General features: G+C 71.7%; 13 protein-coding genes. 11 read left to right on the top strand and 2 right to left on the bottom strand.

All coding sequences use genetic code 11. The features are described 5' to 3' along the window. The first annotated feature begins 35 nt into the window (after positions 1-35). The 3 genes from LGI35_RS35115 to LGI35_RS35105 all read left to right on the top strand — a co-directional run bounded on the left by LGI35_RS35115 (position 36) and on the right by LGI35_RS35105 (position 3590). Positions 36-875, top strand: coding sequence for a hypothetical protein (locus tag LGI35_RS35115; RefSeq protein WP_227298301.1), 840 nt, complete (start codon positions 36-38; stop codon positions 873-875). A gap of 130 nt (positions 876-1005) precedes the next feature. After that, a complete protein-coding gene (locus tag LGI35_RS35110) occupies positions 1006-2349 on the top strand; it encodes an MFS transporter (RefSeq protein WP_227298300.1) in 1344 nt (447 codons plus the stop codon). A gap of 101 nt (positions 2350-2450) precedes the next feature. Next, positions 2451-3590, top strand: coding sequence for a lactonase family protein (locus LGI35_RS35105; protein ID WP_227298299.1), 1140 nt, complete (start codon positions 2451-2453; stop codon positions 3588-3590). Positions 3591-3788: 198 nt separating this feature from the next. On the opposite strand, the gene LGI35_RS35100 is transcribed toward LGI35_RS35105, so the two are convergent. After that, positions 3789-4403 (bottom strand): hypothetical protein, encoded by a 615-nt coding sequence (locus tag LGI35_RS35100; RefSeq protein WP_227298298.1) that lies wholly within the window; start codon positions 4401-4403, stop codon positions 3789-3791. Positions 4404-4801: 398 nt separating this feature from the next. Here LGI35_RS35100 and LGI35_RS35095 point away from each other — a divergent pair, with 398 nt between their 5' ends. The 5 genes from LGI35_RS35095 to LGI35_RS35075 all read left to right on the top strand — a co-directional run bounded on the left by LGI35_RS35095 (position 4802) and on the right by LGI35_RS35075 (position 13924). Continuing rightward, complete coding sequence (locus LGI35_RS35095) at positions 4802-5029, top strand: type A2 lantipeptide (protein WP_116507716.1); 228 nt, start codon at positions 4802-4804, stop codon at positions 5027-5029. Positions 5030-5130: 101 nt separating this feature from the next. Continuing rightward, positions 5131-5934, top strand: a complete 804-nt coding sequence (locus LGI35_RS35090) for an HlyD family efflux transporter periplasmic adaptor subunit (RefSeq protein WP_227298297.1) — start codon at positions 5131-5133, stop codon at positions 5932-5934. Further along, positions 5919-8174 carry an NHLP family bacteriocin export ABC transporter peptidase/permease/ATPase subunit gene (locus LGI35_RS35085; protein WP_227298296.1) on the top strand — a complete coding sequence of 752 codons (2256 nt, stop codon included), beginning with the start codon at positions 5919-5921 and terminating at the stop codon, positions 8172-8174. Before LGI35_RS35090 ends, LGI35_RS35085 begins: the two co-directional genes overlap by 16 nt. Positions 8175-8241: 67 nt before the next feature. Next, positions 8242-11034 (top strand): NHLP bacteriocin export ABC transporter permease/ATPase subunit, encoded by a 2793-nt coding sequence (locus LGI35_RS35080; protein WP_227300658.1) that lies wholly within the window; start codon positions 8242-8244, stop codon positions 11032-11034. Between the two features lie 265 nt (positions 11035-11299). Next, positions 11300-13924: a glycoside hydrolase family 31 protein gene (locus LGI35_RS35075; protein WP_341483467.1), complete on the top strand. Its 2625-nt coding sequence runs from the start codon at positions 11300-11302 to the stop codon at positions 13922-13924. A 74-nt stretch (positions 13925-13998) separates the two neighbouring features. Here LGI35_RS35075 and LGI35_RS35070 read toward each other — a convergent pair whose 3' ends face one another. Then, a complete protein-coding gene (locus LGI35_RS35070) occupies positions 13999-14709 on the bottom strand; it encodes a FadR/GntR family transcriptional regulator (protein WP_227298295.1) in 711 nt (236 codons plus the stop codon). Positions 14710-14873: 164 nt separating this feature from the next. Between LGI35_RS35070 and LGI35_RS35065 the strand changes: the two genes are divergently transcribed. From LGI35_RS35065 to eccD, 3 genes are all read left to right on the top strand, one after another. Next, positions 14874-16148: a CynX/NimT family MFS transporter gene (locus LGI35_RS35065; RefSeq protein ID WP_227298294.1), complete on the top strand. Its 1275-nt coding sequence runs from the start codon at positions 14874-14876 to the stop codon at positions 16146-16148. A gap of 91 nt (positions 16149-16239) precedes the next feature. Further along, positions 16240-17025 carry a pentapeptide repeat-containing protein gene (locus LGI35_RS35060; protein WP_227298293.1) on the top strand — a complete coding sequence of 262 codons (786 nt, stop codon included), beginning with the start codon at positions 16240-16242 and terminating at the stop codon, positions 17023-17025. A gap of 16 nt (positions 17026-17041) precedes the next feature. Beyond that, entirely contained in the window at positions 17042-18406 is a 1365-nt protein-coding gene (gene eccD / locus LGI35_RS35055) for a type VII secretion integral membrane protein EccD (protein ID WP_227300657.1), read from the top strand. Positions 18407-18410 lie beyond the last annotated feature (4 nt).

Raw genomic sequence — 18410 nt, 5'->3', positions numbered from 1 at the left:
GGTCCGCGACCCGATCTTCGACCGGCGGAGGCCGCATGAAACCCCCCACGCAACGACGGACGAGACGCCAACTCCTCACTCTGGCCGCGACCCTGGGCGCCCTGTCGCTCGGCGCGGGCACGGCGACGGCCGCGCCCACCTGGACCGAGACCGGCACCGCGCGGGTGAGCTCACTCACCGGCAGCCAGGGCCTGGCGAGCCGTGCCGACGGCTCCCTGGTGTACCGGGGCCTCGCTTCCGTGCCGCTCGATCTGCGCGCGGCGGGCTGGTCGCACATAGGCGACCCGGACGTGGCGCAGGGCCACACGTTCGACGCGTACCAGGGCGGCGACGGCGCGACGAAGAAGATGTTCGTGGTGACAGCTCCCGACGGGCGGCGCACCACGTACGAACACGCCCTGGACCAGGGTGAGTTGCTCAACAACTCGTTCGCGACCGTGTCGCCCGACGGGCAGTGGCTGGTGGCGGGCGAGTGGGGCACCATGAACCGGCTGCAGGTGTTCCCGGCGCCCGTGCTCAACCCGTCCGCGCCCGCGCCCGGCGCGAACCTCCCACAGGCCGGGCAGATCAGCCTCGACAAGCCGGTCGACAACATCCAGGGCTGCGACTTCACCGACGCCACGCATCTGGTGTGCTCGTCCGACGGCTCGACGAAGGAGTTCCTGGAGGTCGCCCTCGACCGCCCGCTGGACGGCTCACCGGTCGCCGGTCACGTCACGGATGCGTTCGCGATCCCGCAACGCAGCATCTGCTCGGGCACGTTCGAGGCCGAGGGCGTCGACTACGACGCGGCGCGCGGCACGCTGCGCGTGGAGATGGTGCCGCCCTCGCCGTGCCTGGTGACGACGACGGTGATCTCGTACCGCAAGGGCTGAGACGACGGTGATCCCGTACCGCAAGGGCTGAGATGACGGCGATCCCGTACCGCGAGGGCTGAGCCGGCAGCGGCCTCGGACCGCGAGGGCCGAGGTGTGGGACGGCGGGGTTCGGGGGATGGTCGCGATCATGACAGATCGCCCGTCCCCCTCCCCGTCGCCCCCGTCCGGCCCCTCGGACCCCTCCGAACCGGCGGCCGCGACCTTGACCACCGCTCCCCCGCGCCGCCCGCTGCGCCAGCTCCTCGCCGCCTCGGTCGGCAACGCCGTCGAGTGGTACGACTGGTACGCCTACACCTTTCTGGCCACGTACATCGCGGGCCAGGTCTTCCCCAAGAGCTCGGGCAACTCCCTGGTGCCGCTGCTCTCCACGTTCGCGGTGTTCGCCGTGGGGTTCTTCATGCGACCGGTCGGCGGGCTCCTCATGGGAGCGGTCGCCGACCGGCACGGCCGCCGGGCCGCGCTGACCGTGACCATCCTCCTGATGGGCGGCAGCAGCCTGCTGGTCGGGCTCACCCCGACGTACGCGGCCGTGGGCGTCCTCGCGCCCGTCGTGCTCGTCCTCGCACGACTGCTCCAGGGCCTGTCCGTCGGCGGCGAGTTCGCGGCCTCGACCACCTTCCTCGTGGAGTCGGCGGGCCCGGGACGACGCGGCCTGTTCTCGTCCTTCCAGTACGTGTCGACGTCGGCCGGGCAGCTCGCGGCGTCCGGCGTCGCGGCGGCGCTGGTGAGCACGCTCGGCGACGGGCAGATGGACGGCTGGGGCTGGCGCGTGCCGTTCGTGCTCGGCGCGCTCCTCAGCCTGGTCGGCTTCTGGATCCGGCGCGGCGCGTACGAGACGCGCAGCGCCGAGCAGCGCGCGGCCGAGCGGCCCGGACTCTTCGACGCGCTGCGCCATCACCCGCGCGAGTCGCTCCTGATCTGCGGCATCACCGCGGGCGGCACGCTCGCCTACTACACGTGGACGTCGTACCTGCCCACGTACGCGGAGCTGAACGCGGGCATCGACAAGGCCGACGCCCTGGTCGCCGGCACCGTCGCGCTGGCTTTCTTCGCCCTGCTCCAGCCGGTCGGCGGAATGCTCTCGGACCGGTTCGGGCGCAAGCCGCTGCTCCTCTTCTTCGGCCTGGGTTTCGCGCTGCTCAGCGTGCCGCTGCTGCGCTCGCTCGGCAGCTCGTTCGCCTCGCTGCTCCTGGTGCAGTGCGCCGGGATGGTGCTGCTCACCGGTTTCACGTCGATCTCGGCCGCGGTCAACGCTGAGGTGTTCCCCGCGCGGGTGCGCGCGGCGGGCATCGGCTTCCCGTACTCGCTGACCGTCGCCGTCTTCGGCGGGACGGCGCCCTATGTCGGCACGCTGTTCAAGGAGACCGGGCACGCCGGGCTCTTCCCCTGGTACGTCGCCGTGCTCTGCCTGGTGTCGTCCGCGGTGTACCTGCGGCTGCCGGAGAGCGCGCACAAGGAGCTCGACCGCTGAGGCACGTTGCGCAGAATGCAACCATGGTTGCGCCTCTTGCCAGTTGAAGGGGTGCGCACCAGGGTAGGAGCCACGTCACTCTGACACCGGAGGTACCAGGAATGAGCAGCAGCACCGGCCGCCGCCGCTTCCTCGGCGGGATCGCGGCCGTCGCGGCCGGCGGTGTCGTCACGGCGGCGGCGGGTCCCGCGCAGGCCCGGGCGCCGCGCGCGGGACGCCCCCTGTTCCTCGGCACGTACACCTCCCAGGACGGCGGTGGCGGCGGCATCGGACTCGCGACGTACGACGCGAGCACGGGCCGGATCACGGGTACCGGCACGATCGGCGGAGTGGCCGACCCCTCGTATCTGGCGGTGCACCCGCGCGGCCACACCCTGTACGCGGTCGACGAGGGGCAGGACGGCGGAGTGACGGCGGTCAGGCTCGCGGACCGGCGCGTGCTCGGCCGGCAGAGCACCGGCGGCGCGGGCCCCTGTCATCTGTCGGTGCACCCGAGCGGCCGGTGGCTGCTGAGCGCCAACTACCTCTCGGGCAGCGTCGCCGTGCACCCCATCGCCGCGTCCGGCGCGCTCGGTGAACGCACGGCGCTCGTCACCCACGCCAAGCCCGCGCCCGGCCCCGGCCAGGAGGGCCCGCACGCGCACCAGATCATCACGTCCCCGGACGGGCGGCACGTGCTCGCCGTCGACCTGGGCAACGACACCGTCTACACGTACCGCCTCGACACCGCTGCCGGGACGCTCACGCAGGTGTCGTACGCGTCGCTGCGTCCGGGCGCCGGCCCCCGTCACCTCACGTTCCACCCGGGCGGCCGCTTCGCGTACCTCGCCGACGAGGTGGACAACACGGTGGTCGTCTGCGCCTACGACCCGCCGACGGGACGCCTCACGCCCGGCGAACCGCAGCCCACCGGCACCGGGTCCGGCACCAGCTACCCGGCGCAGATCCTGGTCACCGCCGAGGGCGGCTTCGCCTATCTCGCCAACCGCGGGCACAACAGCCTGACCCGGTACGCGATCGAGGGGGACGGCGCGCGGCTGCGCCTGCTCGACACGGTCCCCGTCGGCGGCGACTTCCCGCGCCACATCGCCTTCTCGCCCGACGAGCAACTGCTGTTCGCCGCGAACCAGAAGTCGGGGTCCGTGACCGTCTTCCACGTCGACCACTGCGGCGGCGGGCTCACCCCGGCGGAAGGTCCCGCGTTCGCCGCGCCGATCGCCGTCTGCGCACTGCCGCTGTAGCGCGCGCTCCGGGAGTCGCGCGGACGGCCGTGAGAGGGGGCTGGGTCCCGGCGGCGCTCCCGGTGCAGCGGGCCCTGGACGTCGCGCGGGTGGCGCACCTCGACGCGGACGAGGGCGCGCTGTCCGTCCAGTGGCCGATGTGTCCGTGATACGGACCGTGCGGGGGCCGGCGGCGGGCTCCAGGGGACGGCCGTCAGGTCACCGCATGATCCCGGTGAGCGCGTCCCCTTCCTTCGCGCACTCCCACGCGCCGTCGCAACACGCCTGCCAGGACCGGGCGTCGGGCCCCAGCAGCACGACGCGCTGGCCGGCGGCCGCTGGCGTCACCAGGGACAGGCGCAGTCCCGCGGTCTCGACGACCAGGCCGGTGGCGGTCCGGCCCTCTCCCGCCGCCGGGTCGTCCGGCAGCCGCGTGGCCTCGGGCAGGGCCTCGGCCACCTCGCACGCCGGGTAGCCGAAGAGGTCTATGTCGTCCCAGGCGACCGGCGTCGCGGGGGCGGGGACCGTGGTGGTGACCTCGAGCCGGGACAGCCGGTCCGCCGCGCCGGGGCCGCCGCCCCGAAAGCCGAGCGTGACGCCGTCGAACTCCGCCTCGAAGGCCCAGTCAGGTTCGTGGAGAAGCCCGTTGAGCCAGGCGTCGTGCGCGTGCCGCAGCTCGGAGTACTGCTCGCGCGTCAGCGTCATGCACTGCCGCCTGCGCGTGATCGCGCCCTCGGTGAGTGTGGAGAGCACCTCGTCGGGCGTCATCCCGAACCGCACCGCGCCCGCACCGTCGGGCAGCGTCACGCCTGTGTCCTGCGACAACTCCAGCATCGCCCCATTCTTCACGGCGGGGCCCGGGAGACAACCCCCCTGCGCTCCCGCGCGCCCCTCCAGCAAACCTGCACATCGAATGCGCAGTCCGGTCACGGCGTGCTGTGAATGCGCACAACCCTCAAATGCCGACCCTGCCATAAATGCGGGAGTGTCCATTTTGCAGAATTTCAGGGAGCCCGCTCGGAAATTCGGACCTGTGGATTCTGTGAAGGGTCTGCTCCCGAGACGTGAACACTCCTGCACGCGGCGGTAATTACGTGCCCACACAGCCTCTGACCGGGGACCTTCCGATTGGATGTGCGAGGCGTCATCGTGCTTTGATCCTCCGCACTGCGGGAGTTGCGCAAGTGATTCACGCATTCTGAGAATTACCAATGAGAAGGGCAGCTCACATCATGAACTCCACCCCCCAGGTTGAGACCCTCGAGATCTCCGACGCCGACCTCGACAACGTGTCGGGCGGCCTCGTCGGCGGTCTCGCCGCCAACCTGACCGGCACGGCCGACTCGATCGTCCCCGTCTCCGGCGTCGTCGGCGGCCTGACCGGCACCGTCGAGGGCCTGACCGGCGTCAACACCGCCGCCGTCACCGGCCTGGCCACCGGCCTGACCGCCGGTCTCTGAGCCACGGCTCTGCCAGGGCCCCGGAACCTCCCCCCGGTTCCGGGGCCCTTGGGCACTCCCGGCACGTCGCCGGACCGGAAGACACGTAAGGGAAGTACGTCGTGCAGTTCCGCCAACAGGCCCTGTCCAAACTGCAGTCGCCCGAGGAACTCGACCTTCCCGTGCGGCTCGCCAGGCCCCAGGGCGTACTCGCGCTGGCCGTGACCCTCGTCGTCATGGCGGCCGCGTCCGTATGGGCGGTGACCGGGTCGCTCTCCTCGACGCTGCGGGTCCCCGGCGTCCTCACCCACGCGCAGGGCAGTTACGTCCTCCAGAGCCCCGTCACCGGTCAGGTCACGGGCGTGCTCGCCAAGGAGGGTCAGCACCTCGGCGCGAACTCCCCGCTCCTCAAGGTCAGTACACCGCAGGGCGACCGCTATGTGCGGACCGTCGACGCGGGCCGCGTCACCACCCTCGTCGCCCGGATCGGCGCGGTCGTCACGACCGGTTCCGACGTGGCGACCGTCGAGAAGACCCGCACCAAGGACCCCCTCCTCGCGATGCTGTACGTCCCCGCGGACCGCGCGGGCACCGTGCCCGTCGGAGCGGACGTGGACCTCACCGTCCAGTCGGCACCGTCCCAGCAGTACGGCATGCTGCGCGGCCGCGTGCAGGCGGTCGGGCGCGGCGCGCAGAGCAGTCAGCGGGTCGAGGCCTTCCTCGGCGACAAGGAAATGGCCACGCAGTTCACGAAGGACGGCCCGACGGTCGCGGTCCTCGTGAAGCTCGTCGCGTCGTCCTCCACCAAGTCGGGCTACGCCTGGTCGTCCAAGGGCGGCCCCCCGTACGCGCTCGACTCGATGACCCCCGCCTCCGGCGCCGTGCACCTCGCCGAGCAGCGCCCGATCGATTGGCTGCTCCCGTGAGCCCCTCCCCCGCAGTCCAGCAGCAGCTGCCCCCGGCCGGACACGGCCGCCGCCGCGCGCGCCCCGCGCCGAAGCCGCCGCGCCGCCGTCACCGCACCGTCCGCACGCCCACCGTCCTCCAGATGGAGGCCGTCGAGTGCGGCGCCGCGTCCCTCGCGATGGTCCTGGCGCACCACGGCCGCCACGTCCCGCTGGAGGAACTGCGCATCGCGTGCGGCGTCTCGCGCGACGGCTCGCGGGCCAGCAACCTTCTGAAGGCGGCCCGCAGTTACGGGATGACCGCGCGCGGCATGCAGATGGAGCCGGCCGCGCTCGCGGAGGTCGAGGCGCCCGCCATCCTGTTCTGGGAGTTCAACCACTACGTCGTCTACGACGGCATGGGCCGGCGCCTCGGGCGGCGCGGCGTGCACATCAACGACCCGGACAAGGGCCGCAGGTTCGTGCCCTCCGAGGACTTCGACACCAGTTTCACGGGCGTCGTCCTCGTCCTCGAACCCGGCGACGACTTCCGCCCGGGCGGGCGCAGGCCCGGCGTCCTGCGGGCGCTGCCCGCGCGCCTTCGCGGCACGACGGGCACGATGCTCGCGGCGCTGCTCGCCAGCCTCCTGCTCGTCGCGGTCGGCGCGGCGCTGCCCGCGCTGAGCCGCACGTACATCGACATGTTCCTCATCGGTGAGCAGACCTCGCTCCTCGGCGCGCTGTTCGCGTCGATGGGGGCGATGGTGGCGCTCACGGCCGTGCTCACGTGGCTCCAGCAGGCCAATCTGCTGCGCGGGCGCGTCATCGCGTCCACACTGAGCAGCGCCCGGTTCTTCGGCCATCTGCTGCGGCTGCCGGTGACGTTCTTCGCGCAGCGCAGTCCGGCCGATCTGGTGCAGCGCCTCCAGTCGAACGACGCGGTCTCCGAGACGCTCGCGCGTGACCTGACCGCGGCGGGCGTCGACGGTGTCGTGGTCCTCCTGTACGCGGCGCTGTTGTGGACGTACGACCCGCAGCTCACGCTGGTGGGCGTCGGCATCGCGCTCGGGAACGTCGTCGCGATGCGGATCGTGATCCGGCTGCGGGCCACCCGGACGCAGAAGCTGCGCGCGGACACGGCGCGGCTCACCAACACCTCGTACACCGGTCTTCAGCTCATCGAGACGATGAAGGCGACGGGCGGCGAGAACGGGTACTTCCGGCGCTGGGCGGGACAGCACGCGACCACGCTGGAGGAGCAGCAGCGACTCGGGGTGCCGAGCGCGTGGCTCGGCATCGTGGCGCCGACCCTGGCGACGCTCAACAGCGCCCTGATCCTGTGGATCGGCGGCATGCGCGCGGTCGAGGGGCATCTGTCGGTGGGTCTGCTCGTGGCGTTCCAGGCGCTCGTCACGCGGTTCACCGCGCCGATCACGCGCCTCAACGGTGTCGCGGGACGCATCCAGGACTTCGCCGCCGACGTGGCGCGCCTCAAGGACGTGGAGAGCTTCCCGGCGGACGCCCTGTACACGCGGCCCGACGCGGCGGCGAGCACGCGCCGCCTCAAGGGACACGTCACGCTCGACGACATCACCTTCGGGTACAGCCCGCTGGACAAGCCGCTCCTCACGGGCTTCTCGCTGGCGGTCGGCCCCGGTCAGCAGGTGGCGCTCGTCGGCGGCTCGGGCAGCGGCAAGTCGACGGTGTCCCGGCTGATCTCCGGGCTCTACAGCCCGTGGGAGGGCACGATCCGGATCGACGGGCAGCGCCTGGAGGACATCCCGCGGGGCGCCCTGTCGGCGTCGGTGTCCTTCGTCGACCAGGACGTGTTCCTCTTCGAGGGCACGGTCCGTGACAACGTCGCCCTGTGGGATCCGTCGATCCCGGACGAGGCCGTCGTCGACGCCCTCAAGGACGCGGCACTGTACGACGTCATCGCGCGCAGGCCCGGGGGCATCCAGGGCCGGGTCGAGCAGGACGGGCGGAACTTCTCCGGCGGTCAGCGTCAGCGCCTGGAGATCGCGCGGGCCCTGGTGCGCCGGCCGAGCATCCTCGTGCTCGACGAGGTCACCAGCGCGCTCGACGCCGAGACGGAACAGCTGATCATCGACAACCTGCGGCGCCGCGGCTGCGCCTGCGTCGTGATCGCGCACCGTCTCAGCACCGTGCGCGACAGCGACGAGATCGTCGTCCTCGACCACGGCCAGATCGTCGAGCGGGGCCGGCACGAGGCGCTCGTCGCCGCCGGCGGGCCGTACGCCGATCTGGTCAAGGAGCACTGACGTGACGTACGCAGATCAGGAGTACGCGGCCGGCGACCAGGTGACGGCCTCGTTCGGCTCCCTGGGCATGCCGGTGGACTGCGCCGGCATGCGCAGCCTGAACCTCGAAGGGCCGCAGGTCCTGTGGCTGGTGGTCCAGGGCGCGCTCGACCTGTTCGCGGTCGACGCGGCCGCCCAGGGGCACTGGCACTTCCTGGGCCGCCTGGAGGCGGGCACCCTGCTGCTCGGTCCGGTCGAGGGACCCCAGCACACGCTGGTGGGCCGCCCGTTGCAGGGCTGCCTGCTGCGCCGTATCGGCCTGCGCGAACTCCAGCGACCCGACTACGGCGACGCCTCGTGGTCGTACGACCAGCAGTACCTCAGCCAGTACGACACCCAGGACGCGGCCCTCAGCCTTCTCGAGCACGCCTTCGCCCTGGGTGTGGGGCGCAGCCAGCGCGTCCTGTTCGAGGCGCCGCTCGACGGCCGGACGGCCGGCGACGACTCCGTGGGCGACGACGACATCCTGTGGCTGCCGATCCTGCCGGGCAGCGTGCAGTACGGAGCGTCGTACAGCGCGGACACCGTGGGCGAGCTGCTCGTCGACGGCTCGATGTGGCAGCGCATGGTCAACCAGCAGTTCCGTCTCCTGTCGGCGCTCGACCGGTGGATCGAACGCCTGGAGAGCGCGCACGAGACCCGGACGGCGGCCGGGATCAAGGCGGGCGAGACCGTCCGCGAGGAGGCCGACAGGACGCTGCTCGCGTCCATCGGCCGCCAGGGCAAGGGGGGTTCGCGGCGCGGCTCCTCGTCGGGGAACAGCGACGACGCGACGTACGCGGCGTGCAAGCTGGTCGCGGGCGCGGCCGGAATCACGCTCACGGCGCCCGAGCGCAGCGGCGCCGTCAGTGACCGCGTCGACCCGGTCGAGCAGGTCGCCGTCGCGTCACGGATCCGTACCCGCGCGGTCCGCCTCGACGGGCGCTGGTGGCGCGAGAACGCGGGCCCCCTGGTGGGTCACCGCGCGGCCTCCGGCGCCCCGGTCGCACTGCTGTGGCGGCGTGGCGGGTACGAGGCCGTGCATCCGTCGAGCGGGCGGCGGACCCGGGTGGACGAGGACAACGCGGAGGAGTTCGAACCGCGGGCCGTCATGCTGTACCGGCCGCTGCCCGACCGGGCGCTGAGCCCGCTGCGACTGCTGCGGTTCAGCGCGCGCGGCACCCGGGCCGACGTGCGCAACCTGCTGCTCGCCGGTCTCGTGACGGTCGCGATCGGGGCCTTGGTGCCGGTCGCCACCGGGCGGGTGCTCGGCGTGTACGTGCCGAACGCCCAGACGGACCTGATCGTGCAGGTCTCCCTCGCCGTCATGGTGACGAGCATCGTGTCGGCCGCGTTCATGCTGCTGCAGAACCTGACGATCCTGCGCATGGAGGGCAGGATCGAGAGCGCGCTCCAACCCGCTGTGTGGGACCGCCTGTTGAGGCTTCCGACGCGGTTCTTCGCGTCGCGTTCCACGGGCGAGCTGGCGAGCGCCGCCATGGGCATCAGTTCGATCCGCCGCCTCATGTCCGGCGTGGGCCCGGTGGTGGTGCAGTCCGGCACGGTCGGCGCGATGAACCTCGTCCTGCTCCTCCTCTACAGCGTCCCCCTGGCACTGACCGCGCTCGCCATGCTCGCGGTGATCGCCGGCGTGTTCCTCACGCTCGGGCTGTGGGAGCTGCGCTGGCAGCGCCGTCTCGTCGTCCTCGGCAACAAGCTCAACAACCAGGCGTTCCAGACGCTGCGCGGCCTGCCGAAGCTGCGGGTCGCGGGGGCGGAGAGCTTCGCGTACGCCTCGTGGGCCGGGGAGTTCGCGCGCAGCCGCGAGCTCCAGCGGCGCGCGGGCCGCATCAAGAACCTGACGACGGTCCTCAACGCGGTCTATCTGCCGCTGTGTTCGCTCGTGATGTTCATGCTGCTCGCGGGCCCCGCGCGAGGCACCCTCTCAGCGGGCGACTTCCTCACGTTCAGCACCGCGGTGACGATGCTGCTGTCGTCGGTCACGCAGCTCACGGGCGCCCTGATCTCGGCGGCCGCCGTCCTGCCGATGTTCGAGCAGATCAAGCCCGTCCTCGACGAGGCGCCCGAGGTGCGGGCCGCCAGCACCCAGCCGGGCGAGCTGACCGGCGAGATCGAGGCGCGCGGCGTCTCCTTCCGGTACACGGACGACGGACCGCTCGTCCTCGACGACGTGAACCTGTCCATCAGGCCCGGCGAGTTCGTCGCGGTCGTCGGGCCGAGCGGCTGCGGCAAGTCCACCCTCCTGCGCCTCCTCATCGGCTTCGACAAACCGGTCTCCGGCGGCGTCCTGTATGACGGTCAGGACCTCGGCGCGCTGGATCAGGCCGCCGTGCGCCGGCAGTGCGGCGTCGTGCTCCAGAACGCGCAGCCGCTGACCGGTTCGATCCTGGACTGCATCTGCGGCGCCGAGGTGTTCACGCAGGAGGAGGCGTGGGAGGCGGCGGCGATGGCGGGGCTCGCCGAGGACATCAAGCGGATGCCGATGGGCCTGCACACGATGATCGCCGGCGGCGGCGCCATCTCCGGCGGCCAGCGCCAGCGCCTGATGATCGCGCAGGCGCTCATCCGCCGCCCGCGCATCCTGTTCTTCGACGAGGCCACGAGCGCGCTCGACAACGAGACCCAGCGCACCGTCATCGACAGCACCCGCGCCCTGAACGCCACGCGCGTCGTCATCGCGCACCGCCTGTCCACGGTGATGGACGCGGACCGGGTGATCGTCATGGCGGACGGCCGCGTCGTCCAGCAGGGACCGCCGGCTCAACTGCTCGCGGACACGAACGGACGGCTGCACGAGCTGGTACGCCGTCAGATGGCGTAGCCCGCGCAGGGACGCGGCCCGCGCAAGGGCCGCAGCCCGCCGCAAGAACGCGGCCCGCGCAAGGACATTGACAGAACCTTCGAACCCTGTGAACCTTCGTGCTCGAAGTTGCTCGAAACGGCAATAGTTCAAGCACTGGTAAACATCGACCGGCCGGGCTCCACGGGTCACTCGGGTTGAGCGGAGATGCACCTTGCACGGATTGCGAAGAATGCGGCAACGGCGGCTGAGACGGCAACGACCTTCTCGCGGCGGCACCTTGGCGGTGATCGGCACGGCCGCGCTCCTCGGCGCGACCCTCCTCGGGGCTCCCGCTCAGCAGGCGAGGGCGGCGACCCCCGGCAGCGGCGTCCTGGACGACGGCCACAAGAGCGTGACGTGGCAGAGCCCCGTGTACGCGGCGGGGACCGTGGGCGATCCCGGCAAGTGCCCGGCCGCCGCGGCCGACCCCGACAACAAGGTGTGCGACCGCTTCGACCTCAAGGTGTCGGTCCCTGACGGCTACTGGGACGACAACCCCGAGGGCGGCGTCCCTGTCTCGATCGAGTGGGCGAAGCAGCCCACCGACGACTTCGACATGTACGTCTTCGACGACGCGGGCAAGCAGGTCGCCGCCAGCGCGGGCACCGCCGACCCCGAGGCCACGGTGATCCCGAAGGCCGACGGCACGTACCACGTCGTGGTCGTCCCCTACGACGTGCACGACAACTCCTTCGTGGGCAAGGCGTATCTGCCCGAGACGACCGACGCGGGCGACCTGACCTCCTTCACGGGCAAGGACGGCAGCTACACCATCGGGGCCGGCGCCCTGAAGGCGCGTGCCGACTTCCTGACGGGTGGTCGACTGCGGCTCCAGGCCGACCCGTCCGGCACGTTCAGCGACCCGGCCGGTTCGCAGATCGTGCGCAAGCAGCCCGCTCTCGACAAGCACACGTCGTCCTTCGACGCGGGCACCTACTACGGCATCCGCTCCGCCGGCGCCGTCCTGCGCGTCTACAAGAAGCCGCTGCGCTTCGGCCTCTACAAGGCCGACAACAGGACGCGGATCTGGCAGGAGGACAAGCCCCTGCGCTGGTCCACCGGCGGCATGCGGCAGAGCCTGGAGCGCGGCAAGGACGAGCAGTTCTTCGGCGGTGGCGAGCAGAACGGCTCCTTCTCGCACCGCGACAGGACGGTCTACGTCGCGAACAACACCAACTGGAACGAGGGCGGTTACAACAACTCGCAGCCGTTCTACCTCTCTTCGGCGGGCTACGGCGTCTACCGCAACACCTTCGCCCCGGGCGTCTACGACTTCGGCCCCTCGGTCCACGCGGGCCAGCAGGAGCGCCGCCTCGACGCGTACTACTTCCTCGGTGACGCGAAGAAGGTGATCGGCGGCTACACGTCGCTGGTCGGCAAGCCGTTCATGCCGCCGGTGTACGGCCTCGAACCCGGCGACGCCGACTGCTATCTCCACAACGCCAACCAGGGCGAGCGCCACACCCTCGACTCCCTGAAGGTCGCCGACGGGTATGTCGAGAACCAGATGCCGCTCGGCTGGATGCTCGTCAACGACGGCTACGGCTGCGGCTACGAGAACCTCGCCGAGACCGCGAAGGGCCTCCAGGACCGGGGCACCGAGATGGGTCTGTGGACCCAGGACGGCATCGACAAGCTCGCCGACCAGGTGAAGGCCGGGCAGCGCGTCGCGAAGCTCGACGTCGCCTGGGTCGGCAACGGCTACGGCATGTCCCTGGACGCCTGCGACAAGGCGAAGGCCGGCATCGAGGACAACAGCGACGCGCGCGGCTTCGTCTGGATGCCCGTCTCGTGGGCGGGCGCGCAGCGCTGCGGCGTGCTGTGGAGCGGCGACCAGAAGCTGTCGTGGGACTTCGTGCGCTGGCAGATCCCGACGTACGCGGGCGCCACGATGTCCGGCATCGCGTACAACACCGGTGACGTGGGCAGCATCTACAGCCACGACGCCAAGATGTACGCGCGTGACCTCCAGGCCAAGACGTTCCTGCCGGCCATCATGACGATGGACGGCTGGGCCACGGACATGGCCACCGGCAAGAAGATCAACCAGCAGCCGTGGGTGGACGGCGAGCCCTACACGTCCGTCAACCGCAAGTACCTCCAGCTGCGCGAGCGCCTGCTGCCGTATCTGTACACGCTGTCCGCCGAGGCGGCGAAGACCGGTGTCGGCGGCGTGCGCCCGCTCTACCTGGAGTACCCGGACGACCCCGCGACGCTCGGCGCGAACGCCAAGTACGAGTACCTGGCGGGCGACGACTTCCTGGTCGCCCCGGTCTACAAGGACTCTGACACCCGCGACGGCATCTACCTGCCCAAGGGCACGTGGACGGACTACTGGACGGGCAAGACCTACCACGGTCCGACCACGATCGACGGCTACCACGCGCCCATCGACACGCTCCCCCTCTTCGTCAAGTCGGGTGCGGTCGTGCCGATGTGGCCGAAGGGGACGACGTCGTACAAGTCCCGTGACGTGCACGAGCTGGACTGGGACGTGTACCCGCAGGGCCGCTCCTCCTACACGCTGTACGAGGACGACGGGGTGACCCGCGACTTCGCCAAGGGCGCGTCGGCGACGCAGCGCGTCACCGTCGACCAGGGCAAGCACGCGACCGAGGTCAACGTCGGGGTGAGCAAGGGAAGTTACAAGAACAAGCCCGACGCCCGCGCCTACCGGTTCACGGTCCACGGCGAGAGCGCGCCGCACCGGGTGTCGACGGAGGGGCGCACGCTGCCCCGCGTCGCCTCGGCGGACGCACTCGCCGCGGCCGGGTCCGGCTGGTACTACGACGCGGACACGGGGGTGACGACGGTGAAGACCACGCGCCAGTCCCTCGACCGCGACTTCACGGTGACGCTGCGGCGCTGATCCGCGGTACGGAGTGAAGTGGGGGCGGGTCCGCTGACGCGGGCCCGCCCTCGGCCGTCACCCGGCACGTCGAGTCAACTCCCATCGGTGTTGGGGCTGTTCGCCGTGATGTGCGCCAAGGCTTCCTCCACTGCGCGTGTGTGCTGCCAGGCCGCGCGCGACGCCGTTTCCGGGTCCCGGCGGGCGATGGCGTCCGCGAGATCGTCGTGCGCGTTCGCGCCGGGCTCCTCGTGCGGCCAGCTCGGGTGGAGCGCGGCGATGCTGTCGCGGACCGCCTCCGTGATGCTCTCGTAGAGGTCGGTCATGAGCGGGTTGCCGCTAGCGGCGACGACGGCACGGTGGAACTCCAGGTCACGCTCGACCATCTCGGCCCGATCGTTCCCCTCGTCGGCCCGGCGCCGCGCCAGGAGTGCCGAGATGATCCTCGCGAGATCCTCCTCGCCGCGCTCCCTGGCCGCGGCGGGAGCGGCCTCGCGTTCGAGGGCGAGGCGCACCTGGAGGACATGGCCGAGCTCGGCCTTGCGCAGCCGCCGCTGGAGCGCCGCGTTCAGATCGCTGGCCGCGCGTACGTACGTACCGTCGCCGCGGCGCGCTTCGAGCAGCCCGGTGTGGCACAGCGCGCGAACCGCCTCCCGCACGGTGTTGCGCCCCACCCCGAGCGACTCCACGAGCTGCCCCTCGGCGGGGATCTTCCGGCCCACGGGCCAGGCGCCGCTCTCGATCGCCTGCTGGATCCTGCCGATGGTCCGCTGGACCAGGGTGGTTCCGGACGCTGCCTCGGACAAGACGGTGGGCCTTTCTTGCGCGACGGGAAGGGACGACGGACACGACGAACACGACGAACTCTCAAATATCCCATATTTGTTTGCTGCAGTACAGGTTTTTTATTACAGTATGGACGATATTGGGTGACCTTTGATGCGAAACATGGGATGTTACGTTGGGGCACATGCCCCGAAGCGACGCCGCCCCCACCACCCCTGCCGCCCCTCCCACGGCCCTCCTCGCCACCGGCGTCCTCCTCATCGCCGTGAACCTGCGTCCCGGGGTCGTCTCCGTGTCGCCGGAGCTCGACGCGATACGTCACTCCACGGGCCTGAGCGCCTCGCTCGCCGGGCTCCTCACCACGCTGCCGATCCTGTGCTTCGGCCTGCTCGCGCCGTTCGCCTCGCGCCTGTCGCTCCGGATCGGCATGAGCCGCGCGCTCGGCGCGATGATGGTCCTCCTCACGGCGGGCATCGCGCTGCGCCTCGCGCCGGGTCTACCCGCCCTGTTCGCGGGCACGGTGCTCCTCGGGGCCGCCATCTCACTCTCGAACGTGCTCGTACCGAGCGTGATCAAGCGCCACTTCCACCGGCGCACCGGCCTGATGATGGGCCTGTACTCGGTCGCCCTCTTCTGCGGCGCGGCCCTCGCGGCGGGCGTCACCGTTCCGCTCGGGCAGGCCATCGGTCTCGGCTGGCGCGGCTCCATCGGCATATGGGCCGTCCTGTCGGCGCTGGCGTTCCTGGTCTGGCTGCCGCAGTTGCGCGCCGGGCGGCAGGAGGCCCCGACATCCCTCGCGGGCACGGGAGTCGGTGCACCCGGCGCCTCGCGCCGGCCTCTGCGCCGCTCGCGCCTGGCCTGGCAGATCACCTTCCTGATGGGCCTTCAGTCGCTGGTGTACTACGCGTGCGCCGCCTGGATCCCGGCCATGCTGACGAGCGAGGGCATGTCGAGCGCGGAGGCGGGCTGGATGCTGTCGCTGATGAGCCTGGTCGGCATCGTCGGCTCGCTCACCTTCACGGCGCTCGTGGGCCGCGCCCGCAATCAGGTCCCGTTCGCACTGTGCGGCACGATCCTGTTCGGTGCGTCGCTCGTCGGCCTCGCGTTCGCTCCCGTCGGCGGCGCGTACGCGTGGATGCTCATGCAGGGCTTCGGCAGCGGCCTCCTGATCAGCACCGCCCTCGCCGTCATCGTCCTGCGCTCCCCGGACAGCACCCGCGCCGCGCAGATGTCGGGCATGGCGCAGGGCGTCGGCTACCTGCTCGCCGCCGCGGGCCCGTTCGTGCTCGGTGCCCTGCACGACGCGACCGATGGCTGGACGGCACCGATGCTGCTGCTCGCGGCGCTGTGCGTACCGATGGGCATCGCCGGTGTCGGCGCGGGCCGTGACCGCCAACTCGACGACGAGCACACGGCGGACACCCTCACCCCAGGAGCACACGCACCTTCCGGTCGCTGACCCCGCACCAGGGGGTTTGCTCCTGCGACTCGGGCTGCTCGTACGATGTCCACGAGTGGGTCCGCGCGAGCGCACGGAGGGAGGGGCGAGGATGTCCGCTACAGCCGATTCGCGGCGCCGTGTCCGCGTTGCGCCCGCCCACCCCGAAGCGGCCGCCGTTCTCAGCTCGTGGGCCCGGCAAGGCGATTCACTGCTCGACGCGGCGGAACTCGACCTGTCCCACGCCGACCTTTCCGGCCTCGACCTGGCCGTAGGACTGCTCACGGGGACCGTGTTGCGCGGCGCCCGGCTCGTCGGCACGGACCTGTATCGCGCGCACATGGAAGAGGCGGTTCTGGAGGGTGCCGATCTCTCCCGCGCGTGCCTGACGAAGGCGGTCCTCGACGAAGCCGACCTGAGGGGCGCGGTCTTCGTGGAGGCGAATCTCGGCAGCGCGGAACTCTACGGAGTCGACGCGCGGGCGGCCTCTTTCCGCGGCGCGCGGCTCAACGGTGCCTCGTTCCTCGACGCGCGCCTGGAGGGCGCCGACCTCACCGGCGCCTCGGTGCGCGAGACGTCCCTCAAGGCGGCCCTCGACGACCGCACGCGCGTCGCGGGCCTCACCGGCACCGTCTTCGGTCCCGCACGCCTCGAAGGAAGCGGTCCGTCGCGCGAACTGGCGGGCTCTGCGCTCGAAGAGTGGCTGAACCACCGCGGGGCGGCCGTCCAGGTCCTCGGTTCCCGTACCGGCGCCCGCACGGACTCACACACCGACTCGCGTACCGCCTCCCGCACCGACTCCCGCACCGACGGAGCCGCAGGGAACGTACGCAGCCGGCCGTTTCCTCCCGCCGGAACCCCGTCCACCACGCCGACCAGCACGTCTTCGGCCCGATGATAGGTTCGACCGCGTGATGTCGACGGGGCCACTGAGCCGTACGGCGCTGAGCCGAGTCACTTTGGTGGGTGCGCGCGGACGCGCCGAACTCGTCCTGCCGTCCCGGGAGCCGCTCGGCGTGCTCCTGCCGGAAGTACTGCGACTCCTCGAAGACGGCTCCCCGCACATCTCGCACCACCGCCTCATCGCCGCCGACGGATCGGCGCTCGAAGCCGACAGCACGCTGGAGTCCGCGGGCGTGGCCGACGGTGCGGTGCTGCGCCTCGCGCCCGTAGAGGACTCGGTGTCCGCGCCTGCGACTCACGCCGAGCCTGCGGCTCACGCCGGCATCGACCTGGACACCTGGTGCTGGCGACCCGCCGCGCGCAGGGTGGTGGCCGGTGCGTCCACCGTCGTCTGGGCCGTGCTCGCCGGGCTCCTCGCACGCGATGGCCTCGCGGACGCCCTGACCACCGCCGGCGGCACGTCGGTCGCCGCCGCGGCCCTCGCGGCGCTCGCCGGGGCGCTCCTCGGGCGGGCCGGGCACAAGGGACTCGCGACGACACTACTCACGACTGCCGGTGCGGTCGGTGTGCTCGGTTTCTGGACGCTCGCCGACGCGCACGACTGGCCGGGTGCGGCGCGTCTGGCGTGCGCAGGTGGGGTGTTGGCCGGGGCGCTGCTGCTGCTCGGGCTGTTCTCGCCGGTGGGCCGGAGCGGTGTGGTGGGCGCGGCGGCCGTCGCCGGGTGCGGGGTCTGCTGGGAGGCCGCTCTCGCGCTGCAGTCGGGTGGCGGCACGGCGCAGGAGTCGGCCCGCGCGGGTGCGCTCGTCGCGGTCGCGTCCGTGGTCGCGCTGGGACTGCTCCCGCGACTCTCGCTCAAGGCGTCCGGCCTGTCGGGTCTCGACGACCGCCGGTCCGGCGGGGCCTCGGTCAGCCGCTACGAGGTGTCCACGGCGCTGGCCGCCACGCATCGCGAACTCGCGCTCGCCTCCGGCGCCCTCGCGGTCTCGGCGGCCGTCGCCACCATCTGCGCGCTGCGGGCGCCAACGGTGTGGACGGTGCTGCTCGCGGTGGCCGTCGCGCTCGTTCTCGCGCTGCGCGCGCGGGCCTTCCCCCTCACCGGGGAAGTGGTCGCGCTGCTCGCCGCCGGAGCGGTGGTGGCCGTACGGCTCGCGTGGGTGTGGCTCGACGACGGCTCGGGCGCGGCGGGTCCGCCGGCCGCGCTGGCCGTGCTCGCGCTGATGTCGCTCGGAGTGCTTGCCGTGCGGCCCGCGGAACGTGTGCGGGTCCGGCTGCGCCGGGTCGGCGACGTACTCGAATCGGTCGGTGTGATCGCGCTGCTCCCGTTGGTGATCGGCGTGTTCGGTGTGTACGGGCGTCTGCTCGGCACCTTCGCGTAAGGGC

The organism is Streptomyces longhuiensis, from assembly GCF_020616555.1.
GTDB classification, from domain to species: domain Bacteria; phylum Actinomycetota; class Actinomycetes; order Streptomycetales; family Streptomycetaceae; genus Streptomyces; species Streptomyces longhuiensis.
This window is presented reverse-complemented; position numbering and strand designations above follow the sequence as displayed.

Excerpts from the sequence above, each read along its gene's own strand:
- LGI35_RS35115 (WP_227298301.1), top strand. The coding sequence starts at position 36 with ATGAAACCCCCCACGCAACGACGGACGAGACGCCAACTCCTCACTCTG.
- LGI35_RS35110 (WP_227298300.1), top strand. The coding sequence starts at position 1,006 with ATGACAGATCGCCCGTCCCCCTCCCCGTCGCCCCCGTCCGGCCCCTCG.
- LGI35_RS35105 (WP_227298299.1), top strand. The coding sequence starts at position 2,451 with ATGAGCAGCAGCACCGGCCGCCGCCGCTTCCTCGGCGGGATCGCGGCC.
- LGI35_RS35100 (WP_227298298.1), bottom strand. The coding sequence starts at position 4,403 with ATGCTGGAGTTGTCGCAGGACACAGGCGTGACGCTGCCCGACGGTGCG.
- LGI35_RS35095 (WP_116507716.1), top strand. The coding sequence starts at position 4,802 with ATGAACTCCACCCCCCAGGTTGAGACCCTCGAGATCTCCGACGCCGAC.
- LGI35_RS35080 (WP_227300658.1), top strand. The coding sequence starts at position 8,242 with ATGCCGGTGGACTGCGCCGGCATGCGCAGCCTGAACCTCGAAGGGCCG.
- LGI35_RS35065 (WP_227298294.1), top strand. The coding sequence starts at position 14,874 with ATGCCCCGAAGCGACGCCGCCCCCACCACCCCTGCCGCCCCTCCCACG.
- LGI35_RS35060 (WP_227298293.1), top strand. The coding sequence starts at position 16,240 with ATGTCCGCTACAGCCGATTCGCGGCGCCGTGTCCGCGTTGCGCCCGCC.
- eccD (WP_227300657.1), top strand. The coding sequence starts at position 17,042 with ATGTCGACGGGGCCACTGAGCCGTACGGCGCTGAGCCGAGTCACTTTG.